The organism is Ruegeria sp. AN11, assembly GCF_056536005.1.
Map to the genome: position 1 here is coordinate 3573400 of NZ_JBQFJD010000001.1, position 26820 is coordinate 3600219.

At 59.1% G+C, this 26820-nt stretch carries 24 protein-coding genes; 18 read left to right on the forward strand and 6 right to left on the reverse strand.

The annotated features are described in order from the left end of the window. The first annotated feature begins 737 nt into the window (after positions 1 to 737). The 4 genes from betB (at position 738) to ACR3EQ_RS17705 (ending at position 7745) form a co-directional block, all read left to right on the forward strand. Positions 738 to 2189 (forward strand): betaine-aldehyde dehydrogenase, encoded by a 1452-nt coding sequence (betB, locus tag ACR3EQ_RS17690; protein ID WP_170615989.1) that lies wholly within the window; start codon positions 738 to 740, stop codon positions 2187 to 2189. 551 nt (positions 2190 to 2740) lie between these two features. After that, entirely contained in the window at positions 2741 to 4408 is a 1668-nt protein-coding gene (locus ACR3EQ_RS17695; RefSeq protein WP_480491394.1) for a sulfatase-like hydrolase/transferase, read from the forward strand. A gap of 32 nt (positions 4409 to 4440) precedes the next feature. Continuing rightward, positions 4441 to 5685, forward strand: coding sequence for a DUF3179 domain-containing (seleno)protein (locus tag ACR3EQ_RS17700; RefSeq protein ID WP_480491396.1), 1245 nt, complete (start codon positions 4441 to 4443; stop codon positions 5683 to 5685). Between the two features lie 26 nt (positions 5686 to 5711). Continuing rightward, entirely contained in the window at positions 5712 to 7745 is a 2034-nt protein-coding gene (locus ACR3EQ_RS17705) for a cytochrome c3 family protein (RefSeq protein ID WP_480441737.1), read from the forward strand. 13 nt (positions 7746 to 7758) lie between these two features. Here the strand turns inward: ACR3EQ_RS17705 and ACR3EQ_RS17710 are convergent, their stop codons facing one another. Genes ACR3EQ_RS17710 through paaG form a run of 4 tightly spaced genes read right to left on the reverse strand, consistent with a single transcriptional unit; the run spans position 7759 to position 10906 of the window. Next, entirely contained in the window at positions 7759 to 8355 is a 597-nt protein-coding gene (locus ACR3EQ_RS17710) for a TetR/AcrR family transcriptional regulator (protein WP_170615995.1), read from the reverse strand. Between the two features lie 3 nt (positions 8356 to 8358). Further along, positions 8359 to 9669: a phenylacetate--CoA ligase PaaK gene (paaK, locus tag ACR3EQ_RS17715; RefSeq protein ID WP_170615997.1), complete on the reverse strand. Its 1311-nt coding sequence runs from the start codon at positions 9667 to 9669 to the stop codon at positions 8359 to 8361. A 23-nt stretch (positions 9670 to 9692) separates the two neighbouring features. After that, on the reverse strand, positions 9693 to 10118 hold the full coding sequence (gene paaI, locus ACR3EQ_RS17720; protein ID WP_170615999.1) for a hydroxyphenylacetyl-CoA thioesterase PaaI: 426 nt from the start codon (positions 10116 to 10118) through the stop codon (positions 9693 to 9695). Positions 10119 to 10120: 2 nt separating this feature from the next. Continuing rightward, positions 10121 to 10906: a 2-(1,2-epoxy-1,2-dihydrophenyl)acetyl-CoA isomerase PaaG gene (gene paaG / locus ACR3EQ_RS17725; RefSeq protein WP_170616001.1), complete on the reverse strand. Its 786-nt coding sequence runs from the start codon at positions 10904 to 10906 to the stop codon at positions 10121 to 10123. A 102-nt stretch (positions 10907 to 11008) separates the two neighbouring features. On the opposite strand from paaG, the gene ACR3EQ_RS17730 reads away from it, so the two are divergent. The 14 genes from ACR3EQ_RS17730 to ACR3EQ_RS17795 all read left to right on the forward strand — a co-directional run bounded on the left by ACR3EQ_RS17730 (position 11009) and on the right by ACR3EQ_RS17795 (position 26024). After that, entirely contained in the window at positions 11009 to 13072 is a 2064-nt protein-coding gene (locus ACR3EQ_RS17730; RefSeq protein ID WP_480491398.1) for a 3-hydroxyacyl-CoA dehydrogenase NAD-binding domain-containing protein, read from the forward strand. Positions 13073 to 13112: 40 nt separating this feature from the next. Continuing rightward, entirely contained in the window at positions 13113 to 14132 is a 1020-nt protein-coding gene (locus ACR3EQ_RS17735; protein ID WP_170616005.1) for a TRAP transporter substrate-binding protein, read from the forward strand. 58 nt (positions 14133 to 14190) lie between these two features. After that, on the forward strand, positions 14191 to 14697 hold the full coding sequence (locus ACR3EQ_RS17740; RefSeq protein WP_170616007.1) for a TRAP transporter small permease: 507 nt from the start codon (positions 14191 to 14193) through the stop codon (positions 14695 to 14697). After that, positions 14694 to 16046 (forward strand): TRAP transporter large permease, encoded by a 1353-nt coding sequence (locus ACR3EQ_RS17745; protein ID WP_170616009.1) that lies wholly within the window; start codon positions 14694 to 14696, stop codon positions 16044 to 16046. Before ACR3EQ_RS17740 ends, ACR3EQ_RS17745 begins: the two co-directional genes overlap by 4 nt. Then, on the forward strand, positions 16046 to 17236 hold the full coding sequence (locus tag ACR3EQ_RS17750; protein ID WP_170616011.1) for a cytochrome P450: 1191 nt from the start codon (positions 16046 to 16048) through the stop codon (positions 17234 to 17236). The genes ACR3EQ_RS17745 and ACR3EQ_RS17750 overlap by 1 nt, the downstream gene beginning before the upstream one ends. Positions 17237 to 17356: 120 nt before the next feature. Next, positions 17357 to 19387, forward strand: coding sequence for a phenylacetic acid degradation bifunctional protein PaaZ (gene paaZ / locus ACR3EQ_RS17755; RefSeq protein WP_170616014.1), 2031 nt, complete (start codon positions 17357 to 17359; stop codon positions 19385 to 19387). Positions 19388 to 19432: 45 nt separating this feature from the next. Continuing rightward, the gene (locus tag ACR3EQ_RS17760) at positions 19433 to 20248 is read left to right on the forward strand and encodes a PaaX family transcriptional regulator C-terminal domain-containing protein (protein ID WP_170616016.1); all 816 of its coding nucleotides are present in this window, start codon (positions 19433 to 19435) and stop codon (positions 20246 to 20248) included. A 166-nt stretch (positions 20249 to 20414) separates the two neighbouring features. After that, complete coding sequence (gene pcaF, locus ACR3EQ_RS17765) at positions 20415 to 21617, forward strand: 3-oxoadipyl-CoA thiolase (protein ID WP_170616018.1); 1203 nt, start codon at positions 20415 to 20417, stop codon at positions 21615 to 21617. A 15-nt stretch (positions 21618 to 21632) separates the two neighbouring features. Continuing rightward, positions 21633 to 22625, forward strand: a complete 993-nt coding sequence (paaA, locus tag ACR3EQ_RS17770; protein ID WP_170616020.1) for a 1,2-phenylacetyl-CoA epoxidase subunit PaaA — start codon at positions 21633 to 21635, stop codon at positions 22623 to 22625. A gap of 15 nt (positions 22626 to 22640) precedes the next feature. Further along, entirely contained in the window at positions 22641 to 22925 is a 285-nt protein-coding gene (gene paaB, locus ACR3EQ_RS17775) for a 1,2-phenylacetyl-CoA epoxidase subunit PaaB (protein WP_170616022.1), read from the forward strand. Beyond that, positions 22925 to 23692, forward strand: coding sequence for a 1,2-phenylacetyl-CoA epoxidase subunit PaaC (paaC, locus tag ACR3EQ_RS17780; RefSeq protein ID WP_480491403.1), 768 nt, complete (start codon positions 22925 to 22927; stop codon positions 23690 to 23692). Before paaB ends, paaC begins: the two co-directional genes overlap by 1 nt. A gap of 5 nt (positions 23693 to 23697) precedes the next feature. Beyond that, positions 23698 to 24159 carry a 1,2-phenylacetyl-CoA epoxidase subunit PaaD gene (gene paaD, locus ACR3EQ_RS17785; protein ID WP_170616027.1) on the forward strand — a complete coding sequence of 154 codons (462 nt, stop codon included), beginning with the start codon at positions 23698 to 23700 and terminating at the stop codon, positions 24157 to 24159. 11 nt (positions 24160 to 24170) lie between these two features. Then, complete coding sequence (locus ACR3EQ_RS17790) at positions 24171 to 25247, forward strand: 2Fe-2S iron-sulfur cluster-binding protein (protein ID WP_170616029.1); 1077 nt, start codon at positions 24171 to 24173, stop codon at positions 25245 to 25247. Positions 25248 to 25262: 15 nt separating this feature from the next. After that, positions 25263 to 26024 carry a Phenylacetic acid catabolic protein gene (locus tag ACR3EQ_RS17795; protein WP_170616031.1) on the forward strand — a complete coding sequence of 254 codons (762 nt, stop codon included), beginning with the start codon at positions 25263 to 25265 and terminating at the stop codon, positions 26022 to 26024. Between the two features lie 53 nt (positions 26025 to 26077). Here ACR3EQ_RS17795 and ACR3EQ_RS17800 read toward each other — a convergent pair whose 3' ends face one another. Further along, positions 26078 to 26617, reverse strand: coding sequence for a VOC family protein (locus ACR3EQ_RS17800; RefSeq protein ID WP_170616033.1), 540 nt, complete (start codon positions 26615 to 26617; stop codon positions 26078 to 26080). Next, positions 26614 to 26820 carry a DUF2783 domain-containing protein gene (locus ACR3EQ_RS17805; RefSeq protein ID WP_170616035.1) on the reverse strand — a complete coding sequence of 69 codons (207 nt, stop codon included), beginning with the start codon at positions 26818 to 26820 and terminating at the stop codon, positions 26614 to 26616. The genes ACR3EQ_RS17800 and ACR3EQ_RS17805 overlap by 4 nt, the downstream gene beginning before the upstream one ends.

Genomic DNA, 26820 nt, shown 5'->3' on the forward strand with positions numbered 1-26820 from the left:
TGGCTCTGAGGCCACCGAGCGGAGAAAAAGTGGTGCCCGCCGTCTACATTCAATAACTCGTATAAACGCGATCATAATAGCGTTTTAGACTGGTTTTTTCAATTCTAAACAGAGTCCGCCGGACGCCGAAAGGGCCGGCTTGCCTGTGCACCAGCCCGGTTCTGCGTCAATGATCCATCGTTTGCAGAAGGAGGTTTTCCGGTCCGGTCACGTGTAAAAGGTTGATAAGTTGCGCACATCCCGAGGTTGTCCGGGCGGTTACAACGCAGCGGGTTTGTTAGGCCGGGTCGCTCGCGCACATTGCGTTGATGGTCAATTTGGCTTGGCTGATTGGGTTGCCGCCGGGGTTGTGCTTGCGAACGCCCCAATTCGGATCCCCGTTTCGGCGCTGGGTCCGGGGCGACCGGTCGGCTATCGATTCCCCCATTTTGCGGCGACAGGAACTGGGGCGGCCCGCGCCAGCCGGTCGGTCAGGGTTCTTCCCCAACTGGGGATTTTACGAACAGGATTCTGGTGTCGGAAACAGTTGCGAACGTGGTCTCTGGCGGTGTGCATGGGATCATCCGGTTAGTTGATTGACTGATCAATAAAAATCCACCATGGTCATCCCCACAGATAAAATGGCCGGCTCGATCCGCGCTGGCCCGTCTGCTCAGAACCATGCGTTCGCAATACAAACCCGCCGGAGAAAAACAGTTCCGGACTACCCATCAGCCATGTTTCGGAGACCTCAGAACATGATCGCGCAGCCTCAGGCCAGCCATTACGTGAATGGCGCCTATCTTGAAGATGAAAACGGTCGATCCCTTGATGTGATTTACCCAGCGACCGGAGAGGTGATCGCGAGGTTGCACGAGGCCTCTCCCGAGCTCGTCGATCAGACGATCGCGCTGGCCCGGACGGCGCAAAAAGCCTGGGGCGCCATGTCCGGCACCGAACGCGGGCGCATCCTGCGCCGAGCCGCCGACATCATGCGCGAACGCAACCATGAGCTTTCAGTGCTGGAAACCTATGATACCGGCAAGCCACTGCAGGAAACCCTGGTTGCGGACGCAACATCGGGCGCAGATGCATTGGAGTATTTTGGCGGTCTTGCATGCAGCCTGACCGGCGAGCACATACAGCTTGGCGAAGACTGGGTCTACACCCGGCGCGAACCGCTGGGACTGTGTGTCGGCATCGGTGCCTGGAACTACCCCACGCAAATTGCCTGCTGGAAGGCCGCGCCAGCACTGGCCTGCGGCAACGCCGTGATTTTCAAGCCTTCTGAAGAAACTCCGCTCTGCGCGCTCAAGGTTGCTGAAATCCTGTCCGAGGCAGGCCTGCCGCCGGGTCTGTTCAACGTGCTGCAGGGGCGGGGTGAAACCGGCGCTGCCCTTGTCACTGATCCCCGGGTGGACAAGGTATCGCTGACCGGTTCGGTGCCCACCGGGCGAAAGGTCTATGCCGCTGCGGCTGCGGGCATGAAACATGTCACGATGGAGCTCGGGGGCAAGTCTCCGATGATCGTGTTTGACGATGCCGATCTGGAAGACGCCGTCAGTGGCGCGATCCTTGGCAACTTCTATTCTTCGGGGCAGGTGTGTTCGAACGGGACACGTGTGTTTGTTCAGAAGGGCATCAAGGACGCGTTTCTGAACCGCCTGCAGGAGCGGCTTGCCAACGCGATCATCGGTGACCCGCAGGATGAGGCCACCAATTTTGGCCCGCTGGTCAGCGCGCGTCAGTTGGAGATCGCCCAAAGCTATATCGAGGCAGGGAAATCCGAAGGGGCCCGCTTGGTTTGTGGCGGCGAACGGATTGAACGTCCGGGCAACTGGATGACGCCTGCGGTTTTCGCCGACGTTACCGACGACATGAAGATCGCGGTTGAAGAGATCTTTGGTCCCGTGATGGCCGTGCTGGATTTCGAAACCGAGGAAGAGGTGATCACGCGCGCCAATGCCACCGATTTCGGTTTGGCCGCCGGTGTGTTCACCAGCGATCTGAAACGTGGGCACAGGGTCATCGCGCAACTGGATGCCGGAAGCTGCTTTATCAACTCGTACAATGATGCGCCGGTCGAAGCGCCGTTTGGTGGCGTCAAGCAATCGGGGGTCGGGCGCGAGAACTCCAAGGCTGCGATCGAACATTACAGCCAGCTCAAATCCGTCTATGTCCGCATGACGCCGCTGGAGGCGCCATACTAAAGCACGACAACGGTGCAAAAGGATGCCGGTTCGGCCATTGGCATGATTGCCTTTTGGCCGATCCGGCTTTTGTTTTTTCGTTTCGGCGAGTGGTTTTATGGGGCCAATGCAGTTGGGCCTGTCAATGCACGAGGTCGAAATGCGCCACGGTGACGGCTTGATGGCCGGGCGGTCGCGTGTACGCAAGCCTTGCGGGGCAGCGCCCGAACAAGCGCAGTTGGCTTCTACCCAAGTCTTAACTCCTGAAATTTTTCGAGTACGATTGAGGTGGTTTTGCCGCGGCAATCAAGGTCGCCGACCCGTGAGCATATCATACCACAAGCCATCGGAAATTAGTCGACCCGCTCATCGCCCATTCTGAAGATTGTGCCATTGTGGGCTTTGGGTTGCGGCTCCGAAAACCGGGCCAAGCTAGCTGAGCCCAGGCGATTCCGCCCCTGACGTTTGCCGGGAAGGTTGCGCGGGTAGGAAGTTCACATTTAGTATACGCAATGTATCGATGTGAAACATCCGGCGTTCAGCCGAAAAAATGTCTATCTGGGGGGTAGGGTATGAAACAGTTTTGCTATCGGGTGCTGACGGCAGGTCTTTTCGCGTCGCCTGGATTTGCGCAGGATGCTCCGATCATACACGATGCCGAGTTTTACATTCTTCAGTCCCAGCATGAAGACCAATGGGCACAGGATGACGCTGCGGTCAACGACGCTCTGGCCGCATTTCGGGACGGCAACGGAGGCAACCCACCGAACATCGTCAGTGTGCTGATCGACGATATGGGTTTTGGCGACATGGGAATACCCGAGCTGAACGCCGTGCGGGGATATGAAACGCCGAATATCAACGATTTCTCGGATCAGGCCATGCGAATGGTAGGCATGTATACCGAACCCTCCTGTACGCCGACGCGGGTGGCGCAGATGACCGGGCGGTTGCCGGTGCGGATGGGCATGGGCGACACGACAGTCGATATCGCAGGTTTTGGCCTGCCGGAGAACGAAGTCACGCTGGCCGAGGTCCTAAAACAGGCGGGCTATGCGACCAGTCATGTGGGCAAGTGGCATATGGGCGACATCGCTGAAAGCTGGGCGATGAACCAGGGATTTGATTACGCTCAGCACGCAATCCACCAGCAGGGGCAGCTGACCATTTTCAACGACGACGCGATCAGGGAACAGGTTTCGGTCGCGATCCGGGATTACGACGACAAGTACACGCTGGACGGCTGGTTCCGGCCGGATGCTGCTGCAATGATGACCGTGATCGAAGGTGAAACCGGCGGCCCAATCCGTGAAATCCGCATGGAAACCGGTGAACGCTGGAATGCCGCTAAATATGACGAGATGAACCAGGCGTTCCAGGACAAGACGCTGGAGGAACTGGATCGCCTTGCAGGCGGTGAGCATCCGTTCTTCCTGCAATACTGGCCGATGATCCCGCTGGACAACACCCGTGCCGGACGATCGGGACCGGAAAGCGTGAATGGGGGACTTTATGTCGACAAGATGCAGCTGCTGGATCAGTGGCTGGGCGATCTGTTTGCCCGCTTGGATGAACTTGAGCTGACCGACAACACCGTTGTCGTAGTGATGGGCGATAACGGACACTTCACAAAATACGCTCCACAATCCGGCTTTACGCCGTTGATCTATGCAGGTGGCAAAGGTGACACGACCGAAGGCGGTGTCCGCGTCGATGCCTTCATCCGTTGGCCTGGTATGATCGAGGCTGATGGTCTGCTGAACAGCATCATTCACGTCTCGGATCTTTACACAACGCTCTCCCGGTTCGCCGGGGCCGATCAGCATATCCCACGAGATCGTCTGGTTGACGGGGTGGACCAATCGGCCGCCCTGTTGTTTGCCGATGAAACCAAGGCGCGGCGCGATCATGTCATCATTTATTCGGTCAACAAGCCTGAGGCCGTTGTGAAAGACCAGCTTAAGCTGAAACTGCCGGGGCCCGGGGAAAGTGCGATTCTCGCGAAGTTCTTTGATCTCTACCGGGACACACGCGAAGAATACTCGGTCTCGACCGAGGTTGGCGCCTGGGGCGGTCAGGAGTTCGCGCGGATTCTGGGGCGTCACATGGCAAGAAAAGAGAAATATCCCGATACAACGCCTGCCTACGGTGTGCCCTATGAAGGGATCGAGAACATACGCCCCGAAACGCAACAGGCCGTAGATGCGTTCATGACCAAACGCGCCTCTGCGCAGCAATAACGCAAAAACCGGAACAGGATCACGAGGTGCAGATGGTCGGAAACATACTCTTCGCTCTTGGCCTGATCGCCTCGCTTGGGATCGGATTTGTCTATTTCCGCGATCTTGGCGACATCTCGCAGATGCTGTTGAAGGTGAAGCGCGAAAATATGGTGCGGTTCATCCGAAACGAATACCGCCTCATCGGCATAGGGCTGAGTGGCTTTGCCGTTTCAACGCTGGCGCATTTCCTGTTTGGCGGTGGTCCGTTCTGGCTTTGGTTTGTCGCCGCGCTGCTGGTGATATTTCTGTACGGGTTTCCCTATGTCTGGGTGCATCTGGGTTTGCGGAACCAGCTTAACACGGCGCAGTATTTTCCGATCAGCGAAGCGCGGAAATACGTCGGGTCGACGGCGCCGGTTATCGTGATCGAAAACAATGGGCATGCCCGCGCCCATCCGGATGCGCAGATTATGCGCCCGCATCTGGCGGGCAATGAAAAAGGTCTGGGCGGCGAAGACGTCGTGATGACCTACTGTGCCATGGCCAATCTCGGTCAGGGATATTCGCCGGCCATCGAAGGCAAGCGGCTGAACCTCGAGGTTCTGGCCCAGCACGGCAACAACCTGATCCTGCGTGACAATGATACCGGCGAGCCGATTCAGCATATCTACGGCTTCCGCGAAGCGGATCGCGACCCGAATGCGGACGGACCTGCCTGCCCCCTGCGGCCGGAAGCTCGGATGAAGCCATGGCCCACGTTTCGGATGACGTTTCGCGGGTTTCAGAAGGCCTTTCCCGACGGCGAGGTTTACCTGAACAAACCCTCTTCGAACCCGCTGCTGCGCCTTCTGGACATGGTGACGGAGATCACTTTTGGCTGGGGTATTTCCCGCCAGCATCAGGAAGATGCGCCGGTGATGGACAACATGGACCGCTCGGACAATCGGCTGCCGAACAAGACCTATGTCTGGGGGATCACAATCGGGGATGAGGCGGCCTGCTGGACCGACGATTTCATTGTCGAGAATGACTGGATCGTGAACGCGCGGGTTGGCGGGCGCGACGTCGTTGTCAGTCTGGACCCTCGTTATGAGAGTTTGGGTGTCTGGTACAACGACAGCGGCCAGCCCGTGACCCGATGCGATTTCTGGGGTGTTTCGGATCAGGGCCAGTTGCAGAGGGTCGAGACGCTGCGGGCCGGCGTGTTCTGGCATGTCTGGTCCGAGTTTTTTCCAAACACCGACATCAATCGTGTAGAAGGTGGTGAAGACGTGGTTGGAGAGACCGCCGCGTGATCCGACGGGCCCGGGGAGCATTCCAATTGCGACGGCACACTTGTTTTTGGAAGCCTCGCTGGGCGGTTCCCCGGCGCATTGACCTGCCCGGTTGCTCGGGCAGGATTTCGGATTTCGGTGTTGTACTGATCCTTGCTCTGGCAACTTGGGCGTACCTTGCCGCTGCCGTCAGGGGACAAGAGATACAGTCGGAGAACACGGACCAGCACTATGTCGGATCGGAGCAGTGTACGGGCTGCCATCAGGATGCCACCGACGCCTGGATGGGGTCGCATCACGCGCTTGCCTGGACCAGCCCCGCGCCGGATACCGTCCTGGCCGACTTTGACGGAACCCGGTTCGAGCACGACGGGGTGCAATACGAGTTCTCAGTCGACAACGGAAACTACCGCATTCACCTGACCGAGACCGACGGCACGGTGAAAGACTATTCCGTCCATTCCGTTGTCGGGGTCGCGCCGCTGCAACAGTATCTGATCGAAACCGAGCCGGGCCGATTGCAAAGCTTTGATGTCGTTTGGGATGTCGAAAACGGACGTTGGTACCACTTGTACCCCGACCAGACATTGCCGCCGGATGACGGGTTGCACTGGACCGGACCATACAAGAACTGGAATGCCCGCTGCGCGGAGTGCCATGCGACCGGTTTCGAAAAGCGCTATGACGAACGCCGTCAGGCCTATGCTTCGGTTCAGGTCGAAACGGGGGTCGGATGCGAAGCCTGCCACGGCCCCGGTTCGGCGCATGTCGACTGGGCGGAATCTGCCGGAACCTCATCGGTGCCCGCGCCCGCGGGATACGGATTTGCGATGGATTTCGCCGGGGCAGGGGCTGAGGCTGCGATACAGCAATGTGCGACCTGCCATTCCCGACGTGAGCCGTTTGGCGAGGGAAATCCAATGCCCGGAACCAGTTTTCATGAGGCTTACAACCTGTCGTTGCTGCGCCCCGGCCTCTACCACGCCGATGGGCAGATTTTGGACGAGGTCTATGTCTACGGGTCGTTTCTTCAATCCAGGATGTACTCAAAGGGCGTGACTTGCCTGAATTGCCACGACGCCCACAGCGCCGAATTGAAGGCAGACGGAAACGGCGTCTGCACGCAATGCCATTCCCCGGCAGGCAATCCCGATTTCACGTCTTTGCCGCTAAAGCCCTACGATGATCCTTCGCATCATTTCCATGAAGCGGGTTCCGAGGGCGCGCAGTGCAAAAACTGCCACATGATCGAGCGTGTCTATATGGGGACAGACGGTCGTAGGGACCACAGCTTTCGTATCCCAAGGCCGGATCTGGCAGACGTGACCGGTGCACCAGACGCCTGCACCGACTGCCACGCGGATCGGTCGGCAGAATGGGCGGCGGCGGAGATAGAAAAATACCATCCGAATGCAGCAGCGCGCCCGCATTACGGCGTCACGCTGGCGGCCGGGCGGTCTGATCCAGTGGGCGCCAAGCCGGACCTGAACTCTCTGGCGCTTGATGACAGTCAGGCGGGCCTGGTCCGGGCAACAGCCCTATGGCTGTTGTCTCAGGTCGCGGATGAGACTACCGCCGAGGATATGGCACCTCTGCTGGCACATGATGATCCGCTGATAAGGGCGACGGCCATCGCAATTCAAAGGGCCGCGCCGCCCCGGCTACAGGCGGACAGGCTAAACGAACTGCTCGACGACCCGGAAAGGATGGTGCGGATCGAGGCTGCGAAGGCCATGCTGGACTTTCCTGCCGCCGGTCTTCCGGAGCAGGAGCAGGACAAGTTGCAGCAGGCGATGTCCGAGTGGCGGGCCTCGCTGCGGGCGCGGTCAGATTTTCCGGAAACCCATCTGGTACTGGGTGGAATGGCATTGACCTTCAGAAACATTCCCGCAGCAAAACGCGCCTTTCGCGAGGTTGTGCGCATGGATCCGCAACGCGAAGAAGCCTGGGTCATGCTGGTCCGGATTGCCGCAGCAGTCGATGGGCGCGAGGCGACGCTGGCCATTCTGGAGGAGGCCCTGAGCAAAGTGCCAGACAGTCAGGCCCTGAACGAGTTGCGCGCTTCGGTCTTGGCCCAATAGACCCGAGCCCTTTCTAAAGGTTCTGAATACCGTGAAGGGTAAGTGTGCTGACCACGTCCGAGTAATCTTCGCGCGCTTTTGACCCTGCACCAGTGTTCCACATGTAATACCAGTTCAACATGCCGAAAACGGACATGGTCGCGGCGCGCAGCTTGTTCTTGTCTGTTCCAAGAACGCCCGGAGCCAGTTCTTTCAGTATGTCGCTGACGAAATTGACCAGATCCCGCTGATAACCGCGCAGGACCTTTTGCTGTTCGTCGGGCAGTGCGGACATGCCGCTGACCTGAACGCGATGTTCATCATCCGCGCCCTGATAGGCGAACAGGATTTCTTTTATCGCGGCCCGCAGTTTCTGTTCAGCCGTCAGGCCATCCGTGTCGATGCCGCAGATCCTGTCGCGCAGATCACGCAGGTAGGTTTCAAGGATGTCATACAGGATGGCATCCTTGCTGTCGTAGTAGTGGTAGATATTGGCTTTTGATATCCCGCACTCCTTGGCCAGCAAGGACATCGAGGCACGGTCGAACCCTTCATTGGCAAATACCCGTGCCGCCGATTTCAGGATTTGAGCACGTTTCTGATCGTGATCTTTGGCGATGGTACGGGCCAAGGTCTACTCCTTATCACGGTTGTCGACGACCCGTTTGGCTTTGCCTTGCGAGCGTTCAACCTGTCCGGGGTCCTCTACAATAATCTCGGTTGAAACACCAACGATGTCCTTGATCCGCTTGGTCAGCATGCGCGCCGCTGCGGTTTTGGACAACTCGTCGGTCGAATCCGGATTGGCCTCGACCAGCACGCGCATCGCGTCCATGCGGCCCGATTTGTAAAGCTCGATCTGGTAATAGGGTGCCAGTCCGCCGGTCGCCATGACCTGTTCTTCGATCTGGCTGGGAAAGACATTTACGCCGCGCAGGATGATCATGTCGTCGCTGCGCCCGGTGATCTTGGCCATCCGGCGCATCGACCGGGCGGTTCCCGGCAAGAGACGCGTCAGGTCGCGGGTGCGGTAGCGGATCATCGGCAGGCCTTCCTTGGTGAGCGTGGTGAAGACCAGTTCGCCCATTTCCCCGTCCGGCAGAACCTCCCCTGATTCCGGGTCGATGATTTCGGGCAGGAAGTGGTCCTCCCAGATCACCGGACCGTCCTTGGTTTCGACGCATTCGTTGGCGACACCCGGCCCCATGATTTCCGACAGGCCGTAGATGTCGACCGCATGCATGTCAAAGGCGGCTTCGACCTCTTTGCGCATGGCGTCGGTCCATGGCTCGGCGCCAAAGATGCCAACCTTGAGTGAGCTTTCGCGCGGATCAAGCCCGGCCTTGTGAAACTGTTCGAGAATGTTGAGCATGTAGGACGGCGTCACCATGATCCCGTCCGGACGGAAATCGGTGATCAGGCCGACCTGCTTTTCCGTCTGTCCGCCCGACATCGGTATGACCGTGCAGCCAAGCCGTTCGGCCCCGTAATGTGCGCCCAGACCGCCGGTGAACAGGCCATACCCATAGGCCACATGCATCATGTCACCCTTGCGTAACCCGCTGGCGCGGATTGAGCGGGCGACCAGATCGGCCCAGTTGTCGATGTCGTTTTGCGTATAGCCAACAACGGTCGGCTTGCCCGTGGTTCCTGAAGACGCATGAATGCGCACGATTTCGCGGCGTGGAACGGCAAAAAGCCCGAATGGGTAGTTATCCCGAAGGTCGTTCTTGTAGGTGAACGGGAACTTTGCCAGATCAGACAGGCTTTGCAGGTCGTCAGGATGAACGCCGGCCTCATCGAAACGCGACCTGTACATCGGCACGTTTTCATAAGCGTGACGCACCGACCATTTCAGGCGGTCCAGTTGCAGAGCCCGTATCTCATCGATCGATGCGATTTCAATCGGGTCCAGGTCAGCTTTGTTGGGGCTAAGATCTTCCATCGCGGTCTCCTCCAAACGCGAAGTTATTCTTTGAACAACTGGCCGTTGATCGTGCGGGACATGCCGCGAAACTCGGCGATCAGTTTGTTGTCCTGATTGGTGACGCGGACGTCGTAGATGCCGCTCCGCCCAGTCAGGGATATTTCCGTCGCCGTGGCGGTCAGGCTGTCGCCCAACTGGCCGGGGGCGAGATAACTCATCACCGTATGCTGCGCCACGGTGACAGTGTTTCTGCTGTTGCAGGCAAACGCAAAGGCGCTGTCGGCAAGGGCGTGGCTGACGCCGCCGTGGCAGATGCCCACACCGTTGCAATGGTGGGCCGCGACGGTCAGTGTCAGCACGGCGCGGCCTTCATCGACCTCAAGAATTTCCATACCGAACCACTTGCTTGCCTGATCGTTGGCCCACATGGCGGACGCTGATTTTTCTGCCCGTTCTTTCGCGTTCATGCTTACCTGCCCTGAAAATTCGGTGCGCGCTTTTCCAGAAAGCTGGCGACGCCCTCGGCATAGTCCGCGCTCTGACCGCAGGTTTTCATGGCTTGCGCCTCCAGATCCAGCTGATCGGAAAGGGTGTTTTTGGCTGCGGCGTGAATGCATTCTTTTGTCAGCCCGTAACCCAGCGTCGGGCCATTTGCGAACTGTTCAGCCAGCGCGCGAGCCTCGGGCATCAGTTGATCGTCCGGCACCGCTTTCCAGATCAGCCCCCATTCGGCGGCTTGCGCGGCAGGCAGGGGTTGCGCTGTCAGGGCCAGGCCCTTGGCCCGCGCTTCACCCAGTAAGCGGGGCAGGTGCCAGCTTCCGCCGGTGTCGGGTATCAGCCCCACCTTGGAAAAACTCTGGATGAAATTCGCGCACTCGCCCGCCAGGACCATGTCACAGGCCAATGCAAGGTTTGCGCCCGCGCCGGCGGCAACACCGTTCACCGCGCAGATGACCGGAAAGTTGAGCGACCGGATCAGCCGAACAAGCGGCGCGTAGAAGGTGCGCACAGTGTGCCCAAGATCGGGCGGCCCATCCATCTTCGAAGGGTCCCGGTCGCCAAGATCCTGCCCTGCACAAAAACCGCGCCCGGCGCCGGTCAGCAAGATGGCCCGCGCTCCGTCGTCGCGCGCTTTTTCCAGCGCGGAACGCAGGGCAAGGTGCATCTCCTCGTTGAAGGAATTCAGTTTGTCCGGGCGATTCAGGGTGATTTCGACCCAATTTCCGTGACTTATGGCAAGAATGGTATCGCTCATGGCGACCTCGTGTTTGAAATCCGGCAAGTTCCATATTGCATTAACCGAACGGTTGGTCAATAAATAACCGAGTTGCGAATCTGAACCGAACTGGGAGCCGGCATGACGCAATCCCCGCTGGTCAAAGTGGATCTTGAAGGCGACATCGCCTGGGTCATGGTGAACAATCCGCCGGTGAATGCGACGTCGTTGCAGGTGCGCCAGGGGCTGGCGGATGCGGTAGATGCCGTCAAGGATGCCCGGGTTGCCGTTCTGCTCTGCGCCGGTTCGACCTTCATTGCCGGTGGCGACATGTCGGAATTCGACAGTGCGCCTGTTGAACCTCACCTACCTGATGTCGTGCAGATGATCGAAGACAGCCCGGTTCCGTTTGTCGCCCAGTTGCATGGCAACGTGTTGGGCGGTGGCTTCGAGATTGCCATGGGCTGTGCTTGGCGGATCGCTGCGCCGGGCACACGGTTTGGGCTGCCCGAGGTCAATGTAGGGCTGATCCCCGGTGCCGGAGGCACACAACGACTGCCACGCCTTGCCGGGATGGACGTTGCAATCGATATGGCCTGTTCGGGAAAGCTGCTGACAGCCGAAGTCCTGCAAGAGCTTGGGGGTGTCGATCTGGTCGCTGAAAACATCGACCTGGCGGTCAGAGAGTTTGTCGCGGATCTTCCTGCGCGGCCTGTACCCGTCAGTCAGCGGAAAGTGCAAGACATTGCGCCCGATCTTTTTGAAGTGTCGCGAGAGGTGCTGAAAAAACGTGCCAAAGGTCAGCAATCCCCGCTGGAGAACCTGACGTCGCTGTCATGGGCGCTGGAACCATTTTTGAAAGGCCAACTGAAAGAGCGGGCGCGTCACCTGGAGCTGAGACAAACCCCGGAAAGCCGTGCATTGCGTCATGCTTTTTTTGCGGAGCGTACTGTGACCAAGCCATCGGCAATTCAGGGTGCCTCACCCCGCGCGATTAACAGAATCGTTGTCGTCGGCGGCGGGCTTATGGGGGCCGGGATCGCCACGGCCGCGCTGAACGGTGGTCTTGCTGTAACCCTGATCGAGCGTGATGCCGAGGCGGCGACAGCGGCAGAGGCGCGCGTTTCCGAGCTTTTGAATGGGGCAGTAAAGCGCGGCAGAATGACCGAAGCGCAGATGCAGGATCGGTTGTCAGCCTTCAGCGCCGTGGAAGATTATTCTGGCGCCGCAGACGCGGATCTGGCGATCGAGGCGGTATTCGAGGATCTGAGCGTCAAGCGCGCGGTTTTTGCAGACCTTTCCGCCCACATCAAGCCGGACGCCATTCTGGCCACCAACACGTCTTATCTTGATCCTGTCGACATATTCGAAGGGGTGCAAAATCCCGCCCGTTGTCTGGGGCTGCATTTCTTCAGCCCGGCGCATGTCATGAAACTGCTTGAGATCGTGAAAACCCCTCACACCAGTGCTGAGGTGATCGCGACAGGTTTTACTTTGGGCAAGACGTTGCGCAAGGTTCCGGTCCTGTCGGGAATTTGTGACGGATTTATCGGCAACCGAATGCTGGCCGCATACCGGCGCGAGGCGGATTACCTGCTGGCCGATGGTGCCATGCCGTATCAGATTGACGCCGCGATGCGCGCTTTTGGAATGCCGATGGGGCCATATGAATTGCAAGACCTGACCGGGTTGCAGATCGCCTGGGCCAACAGAAAACGCAATGCGGTCACGCGTGATCCGCAAGAGCGGTACGTCACCATCGCCGATCAGCTTTGCGTGTTGGAGCGTTTTGGGCAGCGCAGCGGTAAAGGCTGGTATCGTTACGAAGACTGCAGCCGCGCACCGATCCGCGACCCCGAGGTCGAGGCGCTGATCGAAACATATTCTGCCGAGCAGGGCATTACACGCCGGGAGTTTTCGGCTGAGGAAATCACCTCCCGCATTCTGGCCGTTCTCGCCAACGAAGGGGCGCTGATTGTCAGGGAAGGTATCGCCGAAACCACGGATGCCGTCGATATGGTTCAGATCCATGGCTATGGTTTCCCACGCTGGCGCGGCGGCCCGATGCAATACGCGACTGAGGTGGGATGGAAAAAAACGTTGGAAGCCATGCAGTTGGTGGCGTCCGAAAGCCCTGCGTCCTGGAAGTTGGCGGCGGCGCCTGAAAGCTCTAAACCCGTTGATGGTTACAAAAAGGACCATTAACGCATTCTTAACTCATGTTTCACTGGGAGGAGACAGATCCATGAAGTTCACTAAGTTGAGTACCCTTCTTGCCTCGGCCGCGCTGGCCGTTTCGGGTACTGTGGCGTTGGCGGCGGATTACACGCTGACCATTTCCAGCTGGGCCCCGCCGACCCATGGCATCAACGCAATGATGTGGCCGAAATTCACCGAAATGGTCGAAGAAGCCACGGATGGTAAAGTCACCGCCGAGCTGAAACTTGGCCTTGCACCACCGCCCGCGCAAATGGACCTGATCATGGATGGCGCAGCAGATGCCTCGATCATTTTCCACGGCTACCAGCCGGGCCGCTTCGTCACTACAAAGATGATCGAACTGCCCGGGTACGAAGGATCGGCCGAGGCCGCATCGGTCGCCTATTGGCGCGCCTATGAGAAGTACCTGAAAGCGGCCGACGAGCATCGCGGGGTCAAGCTGATCGCGCTGCACACGCACGGTCCGGCGCAGCTGCATTCAAGCGCTCCGGTGACATCGCTGGATCAGGTCTCGGGGCTGAAGGTACGTATCCCCGGTGGTGTGGGTGGCGACGTTGGAACGGCGCTGGGCGCGACCGGCATTCAGGTTCCAGCCCCCAAGGTCTATGAAACGCTCGCGTCCAAAGCGGCGGATGGCGTTGTCATGCCGTTTGAATCCCGCAAGGGCTTCAAGCTGACCGAGGTTGCACAGAACGTTTACGAAGTGCCCGGCGGGCTCTATCGCGGCTCGTTTGCGTTCATCATGAACGAAGATACGTTTGCCGACCTGCCCGAAGATCTGCAGAAGGCGCTGGAAGAGAAGGTCTTCGGCGAGCCGTTGAGCCGTGAGATCGGCAAGATCTGGGACCAGATCGACGCCATCGGGCGCGAGGCGACCGAGGCGGCGGATGGCAACAGCATCAACGCCGCGTCCGCAGAAGATCTTGAACAGTTCAATCAGATTGCGGCCGACGTTCGAAGCAAGGTGATTGGCGAAGTCAATGAAACCGGTATCGACGCGCAGGCAACCTATGACCTGATCGTGCAAGAAATGGCGGCTCAGTAAGGCTGTCCGGCTGGTGGGGTTTCCCACCAGCCATTTTTTACCGGCAAGAGACATAATCATGCGAAATCTCGTGATCTGGGCGCGGCGCGCCAGTTTTTTTCCGACGCTGCTGGCCTGTGTGGCCCTGTTCATCCTGATGGTGATGACATTCTGCGATGTCATCCTGCGCTCGGTTTTCAATGCTCCGATCGAGGCTGCGACCGAACTGACCCGGATTTTGATGGCCATCCTCGTGTTTTCGGTCCTGCCCATGATTTCCGCGGGAAAAGGCCAGATCGCGGTCGATCTGACAGACGGTCTGTTTTCCCGTCTTCGCCTTAGCCGGGCCCGTGACGCTGTGGTTTACCTGGCATCAGGCATCATGCTGATCTGGCCAATCAATAGGGTCTGGATACTGTCCGAGCGCGCGCGCGACTACGGGGACGTCACAGAATACCTGTCGATCCCGGTCTTCTATGTCGGCTGGTTCATCACCTTCTTCACCGTTATTGCCGCCATCGCGATGGTGATTACCGGGCTGATGTACATCTTTGCACCCCACGCCCTGTCGGAGCAGACCCAATGACCGCAGCCCTGATCGGTTTCGCACTGGTACTGGTTCTGGTGCTGCTTCGTTTGCCCATTGTCTTTGCGATGGGTTTGGTTGGCACGTTTGGCTTCGCCTACGAACGCGGCGGCGCGATTTTTTCGGAACGGGGGCTCAAGGCCGCCATGTCGATGGTGGGCCGCCAGATCACGGACACCGCGCAGGACTATGGCCTGTCGGTTGTGCCGCTGTTCATCCTGATGGGACTGTTCGTCAACAAAGGTGGATTGGCGCGTGAGCTTTACGCGGTTTCTAACGCCTTCCTGGGGCATTTTCGGGGCGGTATCGCGATGGCGACCGTCGCCGCCTGCGGTGGTTTTTCGGCAATCTGCGGGTCGTCTCTGGCCACGGCTGCTACAATGTCCAAGGTTGCGATGCCCGAAATGCGGCGCTATCGCTATTCGGACGAGTTGTCGACCGCCTCGATTGCGGCAGGCGGGACGCTGGGCATTCTGATACCGCCTTCGGTCATTCTGGTGATCTATGGCCTGCTGACCGAAACCTCGATCGGGAAGCTGTTTGTCGCTGGGATATTGCCGGGGATGATGGGCATCCTGTTCTACCTGTTCGCGGTGCGCTGGACCGTCTGGCGCAAGCCTGATTCAGGCCCTGCCGGTGAACGCCACGGCTGGGGCGAGCGTCTGACGGCGCTGCGATCCGTCTGGGCCGTGCTTTTGTTGTTCTTCCTGGTTATCGGGGGCCTCTACGGCGCGTTTGATTTTCACCCGCTGAACCTGACCTTCAGCCCGACCGAAGCGGCGGGCATGGGTGCAATGGGCGCGTTCCTGATCGCCCTTTCGCGCGGCGGCCTGACGCTGAGTTCGACATTCGAGGTGCTGAAGGAGACGTCTTATACAGCCGCGGCCTTGTTCTCGGTCCTGATCGGGGCGCAGATCTTTTCGAATTTCATCAACCTGGCGGGTCTGCCCGAAGCGCTGATTGCGCTGGTCACGGCGTATGAAGTGTCGCCTTTCGTGGTGATTCTGATGATCCTGGGCATCTACATTATCCTTGGCTGCGTTTTTGAGTCGCTTTCGATGCTGCTGCTGACGGTGCCGATCTTTTTCCCGCTGGTCACGTCGCTGGGCTATGACCCGATCTGGTTCGGCATTGTCGTGGTCGTTGTGACCGAGATCAGCCTGATAACCCCGCCCGTCGGTCTGAACGTGTTCATCCTGAAAGGCGTGGTGGGCGATGTGTCGACCGGTACGATCTTCCGGGGCGTGACACCATTCTGGGTTGCCGACATCTTCCGCCTGGCGTTGATCGTTCTGGTGCCGTGGCTGGTGCTGGTCCTGCCCGAGCAGATGGGCGCGATGGGGCACTGATGTTCGCGCTGACCGCACTTCCCGAGGGGTTCCATCAGGACCCGTATCCGACCTACGCCGCTTTGCGCGAGGATGCGCCGGTTTGTGTGCAGCCGGATGGCAGCGTGATCCTGTCCAGATACGAGGATCTGGATCTGGTGTATCGCGATACACGCCGTTTCATTTCGGACAAGAAGGCGGTTTTTGGCCCGAAATACGGGGTCGATAGCGCATTATACGAACACCACACCACCAGTCTGGTGTTCAACGATCCGCCGTTGCACACCCGTGTGCGCAAGGTGATGGTCGGCGCGCTGAACCCCCGCGCGCTGGCGCAGATGGAGCCGGGGCTGGTCGAACTGGTTGATCGCCTGCTGGACGAGATGCAGGCCAAGGGCCAAGTCGAACTGATCGAAGATTTTGCCGGTGCCATTCCCATCGAGATCATCGGAAATCTTCTGGGCATTCCCCGTGACGAGCGTGAGCCTTTGCGGGACTGGTCGCTCGCGATACTTGGGGCGCTTGAGCCCAAGCTGACGCCCGAGCAGGAGGAGCAGGGCAATCGCGCTGTCGCCGATTTCGTCGAAAACCTGCGCCGGATCATCGACGACCGCCGCGCCAGTCCGGGCGACCCGGAAACAGACGTCCTGACCCGACTGATGCAGGGTGATGTGGACGATCGGCTGACCGAAGTCGAGCTGTATCAGAATTGTATCTTCATTCTGAATGCCGGTCACGAAACCACCACAAACCTGATCGGTAACGCGCTTGATCTGTTGCACCGGCACCCGGATAAACGGGCCGAACTTCGGACCAGACCCGACCTGATCACGACTGCAGTGGACGAGTTCCTGCGGCTGGAAAGCCCGAACCAGTTCGGCAATCGCCTGACCACCGAGGCAGTTGAATTCCATGATCACATGATCCCGGCGGGTACGGATATTCACCTCTGTATTGGTGCTGCCAACCGTGATCCGCGCCAGTTTGACGACCCCGATGCCGTGAAACTGGATCGCCGTCCCAACAAACATCACGCCTTTGCCGGCGGGCCGCATACCTGCGTCGGGCTGACTCTGGCGCGAATGGAGGGGCGTGTTGCCGTTGGCCGTTTTCTCGAGCGCTTTCCCGGTTTTGAGTTGCAGGAGGGTGCGCAAAGAGGAAATCGCATCAGGTTTCGCGGCTTTGCCCGTCTGCCAGCTCGGGTGGCATAGATGCAGCATAGATAGGCATTTTTGCTGTTTTATGTTTGACCGACCGATCGGTTAATAATAGTTTGATCCGAACGACCCGGCCAAATTCGCCGACCGGATGCCAAGGATGAGGAGGCACATATGACCATCCAACAGATTTCCAGCTTTGCCGCCGGTGAATGGATTGGGCCGGGTGAAGGCGCCCGTTCCATCGCCAGTGCAGTCACCGGAGACGTAATCGCGACCGCGGGTAACAACGCGCTGGACGTGCAGGCAATGCTGGACCACGCGCGGGATGTAGGCGGGCCCGCCCTGCACAGAATGACGTTCCACGAGCGGGCAAAGATGCTGAAGGCGCTGGCCATGCATCTGGGGCAGCACAAACAGGCACTGTATGATCTGTCTTTCGATACAGGCGCGACTCAATCCGACCACCTGATCGACATCGATGGCGGCATCGGCACGACTTTTGTCTATGCGTCCAAGGGGCGTCGCGAGATGCCTGACGGGCATGTCTTCCTGGACGGCGAGGTTGAGCAATTGTCGCGCAACGGAACGTTCCTGGGCCAGCATGTCTGCACCCCGTTGCAGGGCGTCGCGGTGCATATCAACGCATTCAACTTCCCGGTCTGGGGCATGTTGGAAAAACTGGCGCCAACGTTGTTGGCCGGGGTTCCGGCGATTGTAAAACCTGCCACCAACTCCTGCTACGTGACAGAGTTGTGCGTGCGCATCATGCTGGATTCAGGCATCTTGCCCACGGGTGTCTTGCAGTTGGTGACGGGCGGATTGGGCGATATGCTCGACCGGCTGGGAATGCAGGACGTGGTCAGCTTTACCGGCTCGGCCGAAACGGCACTGAAACTGCGTGCCAATCCGGTGATCCTTGAGAACTCGGTACGGTTTGTGGCCGAACAGGACAGCCTGAATGCCTCGGTTCTGGGACCGGATGCGGAACCCGGAACGCCCGAGTTCGACCTGTTCATCAAGGAAGTTCAGCGCGAAATGACAACAAAGGCGGGGCAGAAATGTACGGCCATCCGCCGGATCATCGCACCGGAAACACATGTTCAGGCTGTGATCGATGCGCTTTCGGACAGATTGGCAAAGACGGTCATCGGCGATCCGAGGCTTGAAACCACCCGCATGGGCGCGCTCGTTTCACAAGGCCAGAGGCGCGATGTTCTGGAAAAAGCCGCGATCATCGGGCAGGAGGCCGAGCGGGTTTTCGGCGATCCTGAAGACTTCGCCATTGACGGTGCGGATGTCGAAAAGGGCGCCTTTGTTCCACCGATGCTGTTCCATTGCGCCAGCCCTGACACGGCCCGGCGGGTGCACGATACCGAGGCCTTCGGCCCGGTCAGCACCATCATGGGATATCGTGATCTGGACCATGCGGTTGAATTGGCGAACAAGGGGCAGGGTTCACTGGTGGCGTCCGTGGTCACCCGCGACCCATCCGTCGCGCGTGAGATTGTCATGGGGGCCGGGGCCTATCACGGGCGTTTGTATTTCAACAACCGGGATTCGATGAAGGAAGCGACGGGCCACGGGTCTCCGTTGCCGCACATGGTCCACGGCGGCCCCGGTCGCGCCGGAGGCGGCGAAGAGATGGGTGGTGTGCGAGGGGTGCAGCATTACATGCAGCGCACGGCAATTCAGGGCTCGCCCGATATCCTGACCGCGATCGGCGACAGGTGGGTTTCCGGTGCGACCGAGATCAAAGGCCCGGCGCATCCTTTTACCCGTCGGTATCACGATCTGGCGATTGGCGAGACCATTCATACGGCACCGCGCACCATCACCATGGACGATATCGAGCATTTCGCGCATTTCACGGGCGACACTTTCTACGCCCATATGGATCAGGCCGCGGCCGAGCGGAACCCGTTCTTCCCTGGTCGTGTGGCGCATGGTTATTTGTTGCTTTCGTTTGCGGCGGGTCTGTTTGTGGAACCCAACGAAGGTCCGGTTCTGGCCAATACCGGGCTGGACAATCTGCGTTTCATGAAGCCGGTGGAAGCAGGCGATGCGATCAAGGTGCGGCTGACTGTCATGAAGAAGACCGGGCGCAATGATGAATACGGAGAAGTGCGCTGGCACGTGTCGCTGACCAACCAGGATGGTGATCTGGTGGCGGAATATGAATTGCTGACAATGGTAGCCTACTGAAGCGGGCCGGATGGCAATTTCCTTTGGCCGGGCTATACTTAGGCTATGAAAGATCCGCATTCTGACTGGTTCGAAACCTGTATTGCCCAGCTGACGGCGTCCGGCACGCAGCGGGTCTGGTCGGTGCTGGTATCGATTTTCGGCGATCTGGCCCAGAAGGAGACCGATCAGATCAGCGGTGCCCTTATTACCCGGCTGACCGGACTTGCCGGGATAAAGTCTGAAGCGACCCGTGTTGCTTTGCACCGACTGCGCAAGGAGGGCTGGATCGAAAGCACCCGGAGCGGGCGCAACAGCACGCACAGCCTGACGGCGTTCGGGCGCGCTCAAAGCGCCGCAGCGGTGCCGCGCATCTACGCCCGCGAAACCGTGCGCCCGGAAACCTGGCATGTCCTTATCGCGGACAGTTCGGACGGGTCCCGGCAGGAACTGGCCGATCTGCTGCTGACCGGTGACTACATTCCACTGAGCAGCACGGCAGCGATGGCTCCCGGTGAGGCTCCGGAAGGTATCGAAGACCTGTTTATTGTTCAAAGCGGCGCCCTCTCGGTTCCCCGCTGGCTGCGCGAACGTTGCGGACCAGATGCGCTGAACGAAGGATATAAACAGCTTCTGACCCGATTGCGGGCGGTTCAGGAGAGCATTCCGGCCTCGGGTGTCGGCGATCCGTTCCAGGCGGCGGTGCTGCGGGTCCTGATCGTTCACAGCTGGCGCCGCATCGTTTTGCGGCACCCGGATTTGCCGTCAGAGTTTCTGCCCGAGGCGTGGAAGGGTCCGGCCTGCCGAAAGGCTGTTTTCCAGATCCTCGACAGGTTGCCGCGCCCTTCGATCAAAGCGCTTGAATCGGCTTTGACCGGATAGTGGTCCCGGTATTTCCCGGTGGCGAAGGTCGTTGTGTCGAACAATAAGTTACATTGATTCGGGAATGGCAAAAAATTCGTAACATATTACTTGCTTCGAATCATCGCGGCCCGTATTAACCGACCATACGGTTGGTATTTCCGGCCGTTGCGACAGGAGGCCTTTGATGGACGCATTCATTTGTGACGCGACACGTACCCCGATTGGCCGGTACGGTGGCGCGTTGTCTTCGGTCAGAACAGATGACCTTGCGGCGGTGCCGATCGCTGCACTGATGGCCCGGAATCCGCAGGTGGACTGGGCCAGTGTGGATGACGTGATCTTTGGCGATGCCAATCAGGCCGGTGAAAGCAACAGGAACGTGGCGCGTATGGCGGCGCTGCTGGCGGGTTTGCCGGTTGAGGTTCCGGGAACCACGGTGAACCGGCTTTGCGCCAGCGGCATGGATGCGGTGGGCATGGCCGCGCGTGGAATCCGGGCGGGCGACTTCGATCTGGCAATTGCGGGCGGCGTGGAAAGCATGAGCCGCGCGCCCTTCGTCATGCCCAAGGCCACCAGCGCCTTTAGCCGCGCCAATGCGGTTTATGACACAACGATTGGCTGGCGGTTCGTAAACCCGAAGATGAAAGACATGTACGGCGTGGACAGCATGCCGCAAACGGCTGATAACGTGGCCGAAGACTATGGCGTAAGCCGTCAGGATCAGGACGACTTCGCGGCCCGCAGCCAGGCTCGCTGGCAAGCAGCGCATGAGGCGGGGATTTTCCGGGATGAGATCACCCCGGTCTCGGTCCCGCAGCGCAAGGGCGATCCGGTTGTCGTGGATACGGACGAACATCCCCGTCCCGGAACCGATGCTGCGAAGCTGGCCGGATTGAAAGGCGTGAATGGCCCCGACAAAACCGTGACTGCGGGTAATGCCTCGGGTGTGAACGATGGCGCAGCGGCGCTGCTTCTGGCCAGCGAGGTGGCAGCGCACAAGAACAGCCTGACACCGATGGCGCGCGTGGTTGGGATGTCCGCTACGGGTGTCGAGCCGCGCGTCATGGGCATCGGCCCGGTATCGGCAAGCCGCAAGGTGCTGGCCCGCGCCGGTCTGAGTATCGATCAGATGGATGTGATAGAATTGAACGAGGCGTTTGCGGCTCAGGGCCTCGCCACGCTGCGCGAGCTTGGTGTTACCGATGATGCACCGCACGTGAATGCCAATGGCGGTGCCATTGCAATGGGTCATCCGCTGGGCATGTCGGGGGCCCGCATCGTGCTGACCGCGGCTTATCAACTGCAACGCTCGGGCGGGCGCTATGCGCTTTGCACCATGTGCGTCGGCGTGGGTCAGGGCGTCGCCCTGATCCTTGAACGCGTCTAAGGGAGGAGACCCCAGATGTATGCTCAACTTGTGAAAACGGCCGGAACCGGCGTCAAAACCAAAGACGAGATGACGGATCAGGAGCGTGAGTTCCAGGACAAGATCGACCGCGATATCAAGATCGAACCAAGGGATTGGATGCCGGATGATTACCGCGCGACCCTGATTCGCCAGATCGGCCAGCATGCGCATTCAGAAATCGTCGGCCAGCTTCCCGAAGGCAACTGGATCACCCGTGCGCCCACATTGGAACGCAAAGCGATCCTGCTGGCCAAAGTGCAGGATGAGGCCGGGCATGGTCTGTATCTATACTGTGCTGCGGAAACGCTTGGGGTCAGCCGCGACGAGATCACCGAGATGTTGCTGGACGGGCGCATGAAGTATTCGTCGATCTTCAACTATCCGACCCTGAACTGGGCGGATATCGGTGCCGTCGGCTGGCTGGTGGATGGTGCGGCGATCATGAATCAGGTGCCGTTGCAGCGCACATCGTACGGGCCGTACTCGCGCGCGATGATTCGCATTTGCAAAGAAGAGAGCTTTCATCAACGGCAGGGTTATGACGCCATCCGCAAGATGGCTGAAGGTACGCCCGAGCAGAAGAAAATGGCGCAGGACGCGCTGAACCGGCTGTGGTTCCCGTCTTTGATGATGTTCGGCCCCTCTGACAAGGACTCAGTGCACTCGGCGCAGTCGATGGCGTGGAAAATCAAAATCAACACCAATGACGAGCTGCGCCAGAAGTTCGTGGACCAGACGGTTCCGCAGATCGAATTCCTTGGCCTCGATTTGCCAGATCCCGGCATCAAATGGAACGAGGATCGCGGCCACTACGACTACACCGACCCGGACTGGTCCGAGTTCTTCAACGTCATCAAGGGCAATGGTCCGTGCAACGTGGACAGGCTGGCTGCGCGCAACAAGGCGTGGGACGACGGCGCGTGGGTGCGCGACGGCTTGCTGGAACATGCCCGCAAGAAAGCCGCCCGCAAGCACGCGGCAGAGTAATCAGGAGGTTCCGCTATGAAAAATGAATGGCCCCTTTGGGAAATCTTCATCCGCGGCCAGCATGGGCTGAGCCACCGGCATGTTGGTTCGCTACATGCACCAGATGCCGAAATGGCGATCAAGAACGCGCGCGATGTCTATACGCGCCGCAACGAAGGCGTGTCGATCTGGGTGGTTGAAGCCCGGCACATCGCGGCCACCGCACCCGGCGAGAAGGGCCCCCTGTTCGAGCCGTCCGAGAGCAAGGTCTACCGCCACCCGACGTTTTACGACATCCCGGACGAAGTGGGGCATATGTGATGGCAGAAGTCGACAAACAGGCCCTGCTGCAATTTCTGCTGCGGATGGGCGACAACACTTTGGTCCTCGGGCACAGGGTGTCCGAATGGTGCGGTCACGCGCCCGTGCTGGAAGAGGACATCGCGCTTGCCAATACGGCGCTGGACCTGATCGGTCAGACGCAGCTCTGGCTGGGTTATGCGGCCGAAATTGAGGGCGAAGGCAAGTCGGCGGACGATCTGGCCTTTCTTCGCGACGTCTGGGATTTTCGCAACGTTCTGCTGGTCGAGATGCCCAATGGCGATTTCGGTCAGACCCTGATGCGTCAGTTTCTATTCGATGCGTGGCATTCCATCATGCTGGGCCGACTGATCAGATCGTCGGATCGGACTGTGGCCGAGATCGCTGAAAAGGCCAGCAAAGAAGTGGCGTATCACCTGGAAAGATCTGCCGACACAGTTGTCGGTCTGGGAGACGGAACCGAGGAAAGCCATAACCGGATGCAGGCCGCTCTGAACTACCTGTGGCCCTATGTCGGAGAAATGTTTGAAGGCGACGCGGTCGATGAGGCCATGGTTAAGGCCGGTATCTCGAGCGACCCCAGCCGGTTGCGTGAAGAATACGACACGCTGGTGGGCCGGGTCCTGTCCGAGGCGACGCTGACCATTCCCGAAAGCCGCTTTGCCCATAAGGGTGGCCGCACCGGCCAGATGCATACCGAACATCTGGGCCATCTGCTGTGCACGATGCAGTGGCTGCCGCGTGCCTATCCCGGTTGCCGGTGGTGACAGTGATGGCGCGGCCCTCCGTCGGTGAAATCTGGCAGTGGCTGGACCATGTGCCCGATCCGGAAATCCCCGTGATCTCTCTGGTGGATCTGGGGATCATCCGCGACGTCGCGTGGGAAGATGATCTTTTGGTTGTCACGGTCACACCAACCTATTCGGGTTGCCCGGCGACCAGCGTCATCAATCTGGATATCCAGACGGCGCTGCGCGAAAAGGGGATCGACAGGCTTGAACTGCGCCGTCAGCTTTCACCTGCATGGACCACCGACTGGCTGTCGGACAAGGGGCGCGTGCGTCTGGAAGAGTTCGGCATCGCACCGCCGCAACCGGCAGGCGGACCCGAACGCTGTCCGCGTTGTGGTGGCAACCATCTGGAAAAACTCAGCCAGTTCGGCTCGACCCCCTGCAAGGCGCAGTGGCGGTGTTGCGACTGCCTGGAACCGTTCGACTATTTCAAGTGCATCTGAGGGAGGAACCCATGGCGCGCTTTCATGATCTTGAAGTCACAGACATCCGCAAAACGATCCGCGATGCAGTGGTCGTGACGCTGAAGCCCGAGAATGGTGCGGCTGCCGAGTTCGACTTTACGCAAGGCCAGTACCTGACATTTCGCCGCGACTTTGACGGTGAGGAACTGCGCCGATCCTATTCGATCTGCGCGGGCAAGGATGACGGTGTCCTGCAGGTCGGCATCAAGCGGATCGATGGCGGTGCGTTTTCGACCTGGGCCAACGAAGATCTGAAGGTGGGGGACACCATTCAGGTGATGCCGCCGATGGGTGGGTTCTTCACCGAGCTGAATGCCGGAAACGAGAAGCAGTATCTGGGTTTCGCGGGCGGGTCCGGCATTACCCCGGTGCTGTCGATCCTGAAAACCACCCTGTCACGCGAACCCAATTCCAGCTTCACGCTTGTTTACGCCAACAAGAGCGTGAACTCGATCATGTTCCGCGAGGAGCTTGAGGACCTGAAGAACAGCTTTATGGGACGTTTCAACGTCATCCACGTGCTCGAGACGGATGCGCAGGAAATCGATCTGTTCACCGGAATGGTGACGGAAGAAAAATGCGCGCAACTGTTCAAAACCGGTTGGATCGACATCGAAAATGTCGATGTCGCATTCATTTGCGGCCCCGAGCCGATGATGCTGGGCATAGCCCGTGCATTGCGCGACCATGGGCTGGATGACGGTCAGATCAAATTCGAACTTTTCGCCAGCGCCCAACCCGGTCGGTTGAAGCGCAAGGCCAAGGCCAAGGATGCCGCAAGCAGCGCCAATACGGCAAAGGCTTCCATCACGCTGGACGGCGCAACCCAGACCATCGATATGCCCAAGGACACGACGCTGCTGGACGCGGCTTTGCAGAACGCAATGGATGCACCTTATGCCTGCAAGGCCGGGGTCTGTTCGACCTGCCGCTGCAAAGTGATTGAGGGCGAGGTGGAGATGGTGACCAACCATGCGCTGGAGGACTATGAGGTTGAGAAGGGCTATGTTCTGTCCTGTCAGTCCTTTCCACTGACCGACACTGTCGTCGTCGATTATGATCAATAAAGAAGGGGACCTGTCATGCCGGATGATATGAGCATTGAAAGCTACCTTGCGCAGGGTGGGGTGCTGACAAACCCTTCGAACGTGCCTTCGCGGTATCGCGCCGAACTGATGAAGCTGATGGCGACCTTTGTGGACAGCGAGCTGGCCGGTGCCGCCGGGTTTGCCGACGTCATTAACACCGGCCCGGGCATCAAGGAACGTATTGCCGCCGCCAAGATCGTGTTGGAGAAAACCGATAACGCCGATCGTGTCCTGACCATCATGGGTGAGTTCGGTGTCAATACGAAACGCTACGCGACGCACCACCCCTGGGCTGCGCGGCTGGACCGTTCAGCCGATATTGGCGCGACCCGCAACGAACATGATATGCGACTTGCCGTCTTCAATTATCCGCTTGAAGGGTGGACGGACGCAGTGGTCATGAACCTGATCATGGGGTGCGCTGTCGGCGTGCAACTGGCCGAATTCAGCAGTGTCTCGTATCAACCTCTGGCCGAAGCCTTTCGTGCAATCGCACCGGTTGAGGCGCGCCACGCCGAGCTGGCCGAGGAAGGTGTGGCCAGACTGGCAGAGGATGGTGATACGGCCGCGATTCAGGCGTCGGTCGACTACTGGTGGCCACGTGTCGCCGTTTGCTTCGGGGGGGATGACGCGGCGCGGCTGAAAGATCTTCAGGCGCTGGGGCTGCGCCGCACCGGGAATGCCGAACTGCGCGATCGCTGGATTGCCGCGGCCTCGGCCATTCTTGACAAATACGGGCTGGAAGTTCCGAGATAGCTAAGAACAAAGGCCGTCTGTTATTCAAAAAAACAGACGGCCTTTTTGCCACGTTATTTGTTCAGTTCTTTGGCATGCAGCCAGTCGGCGTGTTTCGGGGCCTTCTTGGTCTTTGACCATTCATCCAGCATCAGCCATTTGACCTCATCCATGCGTTTGAGCATCGCCTCTTCCTCGGGATCGGGGCAGGCCAGTTCGACCCGGTGCCCGTTGGGGTCGAAGAAGTAGATCGAGTGAAAGATGGAGTGGTCGGTGACGCCCAGAACCTCGACACCGTTGGCTTCCAGATGGTCTTTGAACTGCAGCAGCGTCTCGCGGTCTTTCACCTTGAAGGCGATGTGTTGTACCCAGATCGGCGTGTTGGGATCGCGCCCCATCTCGGGCTTGGTCGGCAGCTCAAAAAAGGCCAGAACGTTGCCGTCACCCGCATCCAGAAACAGATGCATGTAGGGATCAGGCTCGTGGGTCGATGGTACGTGATCCTCGGCAATGGCCAGGATGAAATCCATGTTCAGCATCTTGCCGTACCATTCGACGGTTTCCTTGGCGTCCTTGCAGCGATAGGCGACGTGGTGGATTTTCTCGATTTTCACGTGTTGTCCTCCTGTTGAAGCGACGCGGCGCGCAGGGCTTGTCGCAGCACGTCGTTGTCCCCGATATGGTTGGCCAGAACCAGCACCAGGCGCGCGTTCAGCGCGTCCCCCTGTGCCTTGTCCAGCCCTTCATGTGCATCCAGCAGATCGGCGTAGAACCCATCGGTATTGTCGAAATTTGGTGTGAGGATCAGATCGGCCAT

What these genes read in the sequence shown, in the direction of transcription:
- ACR3EQ_RS17730 (WP_480491398.1), top strand. Translation starts at nt 11,009, where the DNA reads ATGACGCAATCCCCGCTGGTCAAAGTGGATCTTGAAGGCGACATCGCC.
- ACR3EQ_RS17695 (WP_480491394.1), top strand. Translation starts at nt 2,741, where the DNA reads ATGAAACAGTTTTGCTATCGGGTGCTGACGGCAGGTCTTTTCGCGTCG.
- paaA (WP_170616020.1), top strand. Translation starts at nt 21,633, where the DNA reads ATGTATGCTCAACTTGTGAAAACGGCCGGAACCGGCGTCAAAACCAAA.
- paaZ (WP_170616014.1), top strand. Translation starts at nt 17,357, where the DNA reads ATGACCATCCAACAGATTTCCAGCTTTGCCGCCGGTGAATGGATTGGG.
- ACR3EQ_RS17735 (WP_170616005.1), top strand. Translation starts at nt 13,113, where the DNA reads ATGAAGTTCACTAAGTTGAGTACCCTTCTTGCCTCGGCCGCGCTGGCC.
- paaD (WP_170616027.1), top strand. Translation starts at nt 23,698, where the DNA reads ATGGCGCGGCCCTCCGTCGGTGAAATCTGGCAGTGGCTGGACCATGTG.
- ACR3EQ_RS17745 (WP_170616009.1), top strand. Translation starts at nt 14,694, where the DNA reads ATGACCGCAGCCCTGATCGGTTTCGCACTGGTACTGGTTCTGGTGCTG.
- paaG (WP_170616001.1), bottom strand. Translation starts at nt 10,906, where the DNA reads ATGAGCGATACCATTCTTGCCATAAGTCACGGAAATTGGGTCGAAATC.
- paaC (WP_480491403.1), top strand. Translation starts at nt 22,925, where the DNA reads ATGGCAGAAGTCGACAAACAGGCCCTGCTGCAATTTCTGCTGCGGATG.
- paaI (WP_170615999.1), bottom strand. Translation starts at nt 10,118, where the DNA reads ATGAACGCGAAAGAACGGGCAGAAAAATCAGCGTCCGCCATGTGGGCC.
- ACR3EQ_RS17795 (WP_170616031.1), top strand. Translation starts at nt 25,263, where the DNA reads ATGCCGGATGATATGAGCATTGAAAGCTACCTTGCGCAGGGTGGGGTG.
- ACR3EQ_RS17805 (WP_170616035.1), bottom strand. Translation starts at nt 26,820, where the DNA reads ATGGCCGATCTGATCCTCACACCAAATTTCGACAATACCGATGGGTTC.
- ACR3EQ_RS17740 (WP_170616007.1), top strand. Translation starts at nt 14,191, where the DNA reads ATGCGAAATCTCGTGATCTGGGCGCGGCGCGCCAGTTTTTTTCCGACG.
- ACR3EQ_RS17790 (WP_170616029.1), top strand. Translation starts at nt 24,171, where the DNA reads ATGGCGCGCTTTCATGATCTTGAAGTCACAGACATCCGCAAAACGATC.
- betB (WP_170615989.1), top strand. Translation starts at nt 738, where the DNA reads ATGATCGCGCAGCCTCAGGCCAGCCATTACGTGAATGGCGCCTATCTT.
- pcaF (WP_170616018.1), top strand. Translation starts at nt 20,415, where the DNA reads ATGGACGCATTCATTTGTGACGCGACACGTACCCCGATTGGCCGGTAC.
- paaK (WP_170615997.1), bottom strand. Translation starts at nt 9,669, where the DNA reads ATGGAAGATCTTAGCCCCAACAAAGCTGACCTGGACCCGATTGAAATC.
- ACR3EQ_RS17760 (WP_170616016.1), top strand. Translation starts at nt 19,433, where the DNA reads ATGAAAGATCCGCATTCTGACTGGTTCGAAACCTGTATTGCCCAGCTG.
- paaB (WP_170616022.1), top strand. Translation starts at nt 22,641, where the DNA reads ATGAAAAATGAATGGCCCCTTTGGGAAATCTTCATCCGCGGCCAGCAT.
- ACR3EQ_RS17700 (WP_480491396.1), top strand. Translation starts at nt 4,441, where the DNA reads ATGGTCGGAAACATACTCTTCGCTCTTGGCCTGATCGCCTCGCTTGGG.
- ACR3EQ_RS17750 (WP_170616011.1), top strand. Translation starts at nt 16,046, where the DNA reads ATGTTCGCGCTGACCGCACTTCCCGAGGGGTTCCATCAGGACCCGTAT.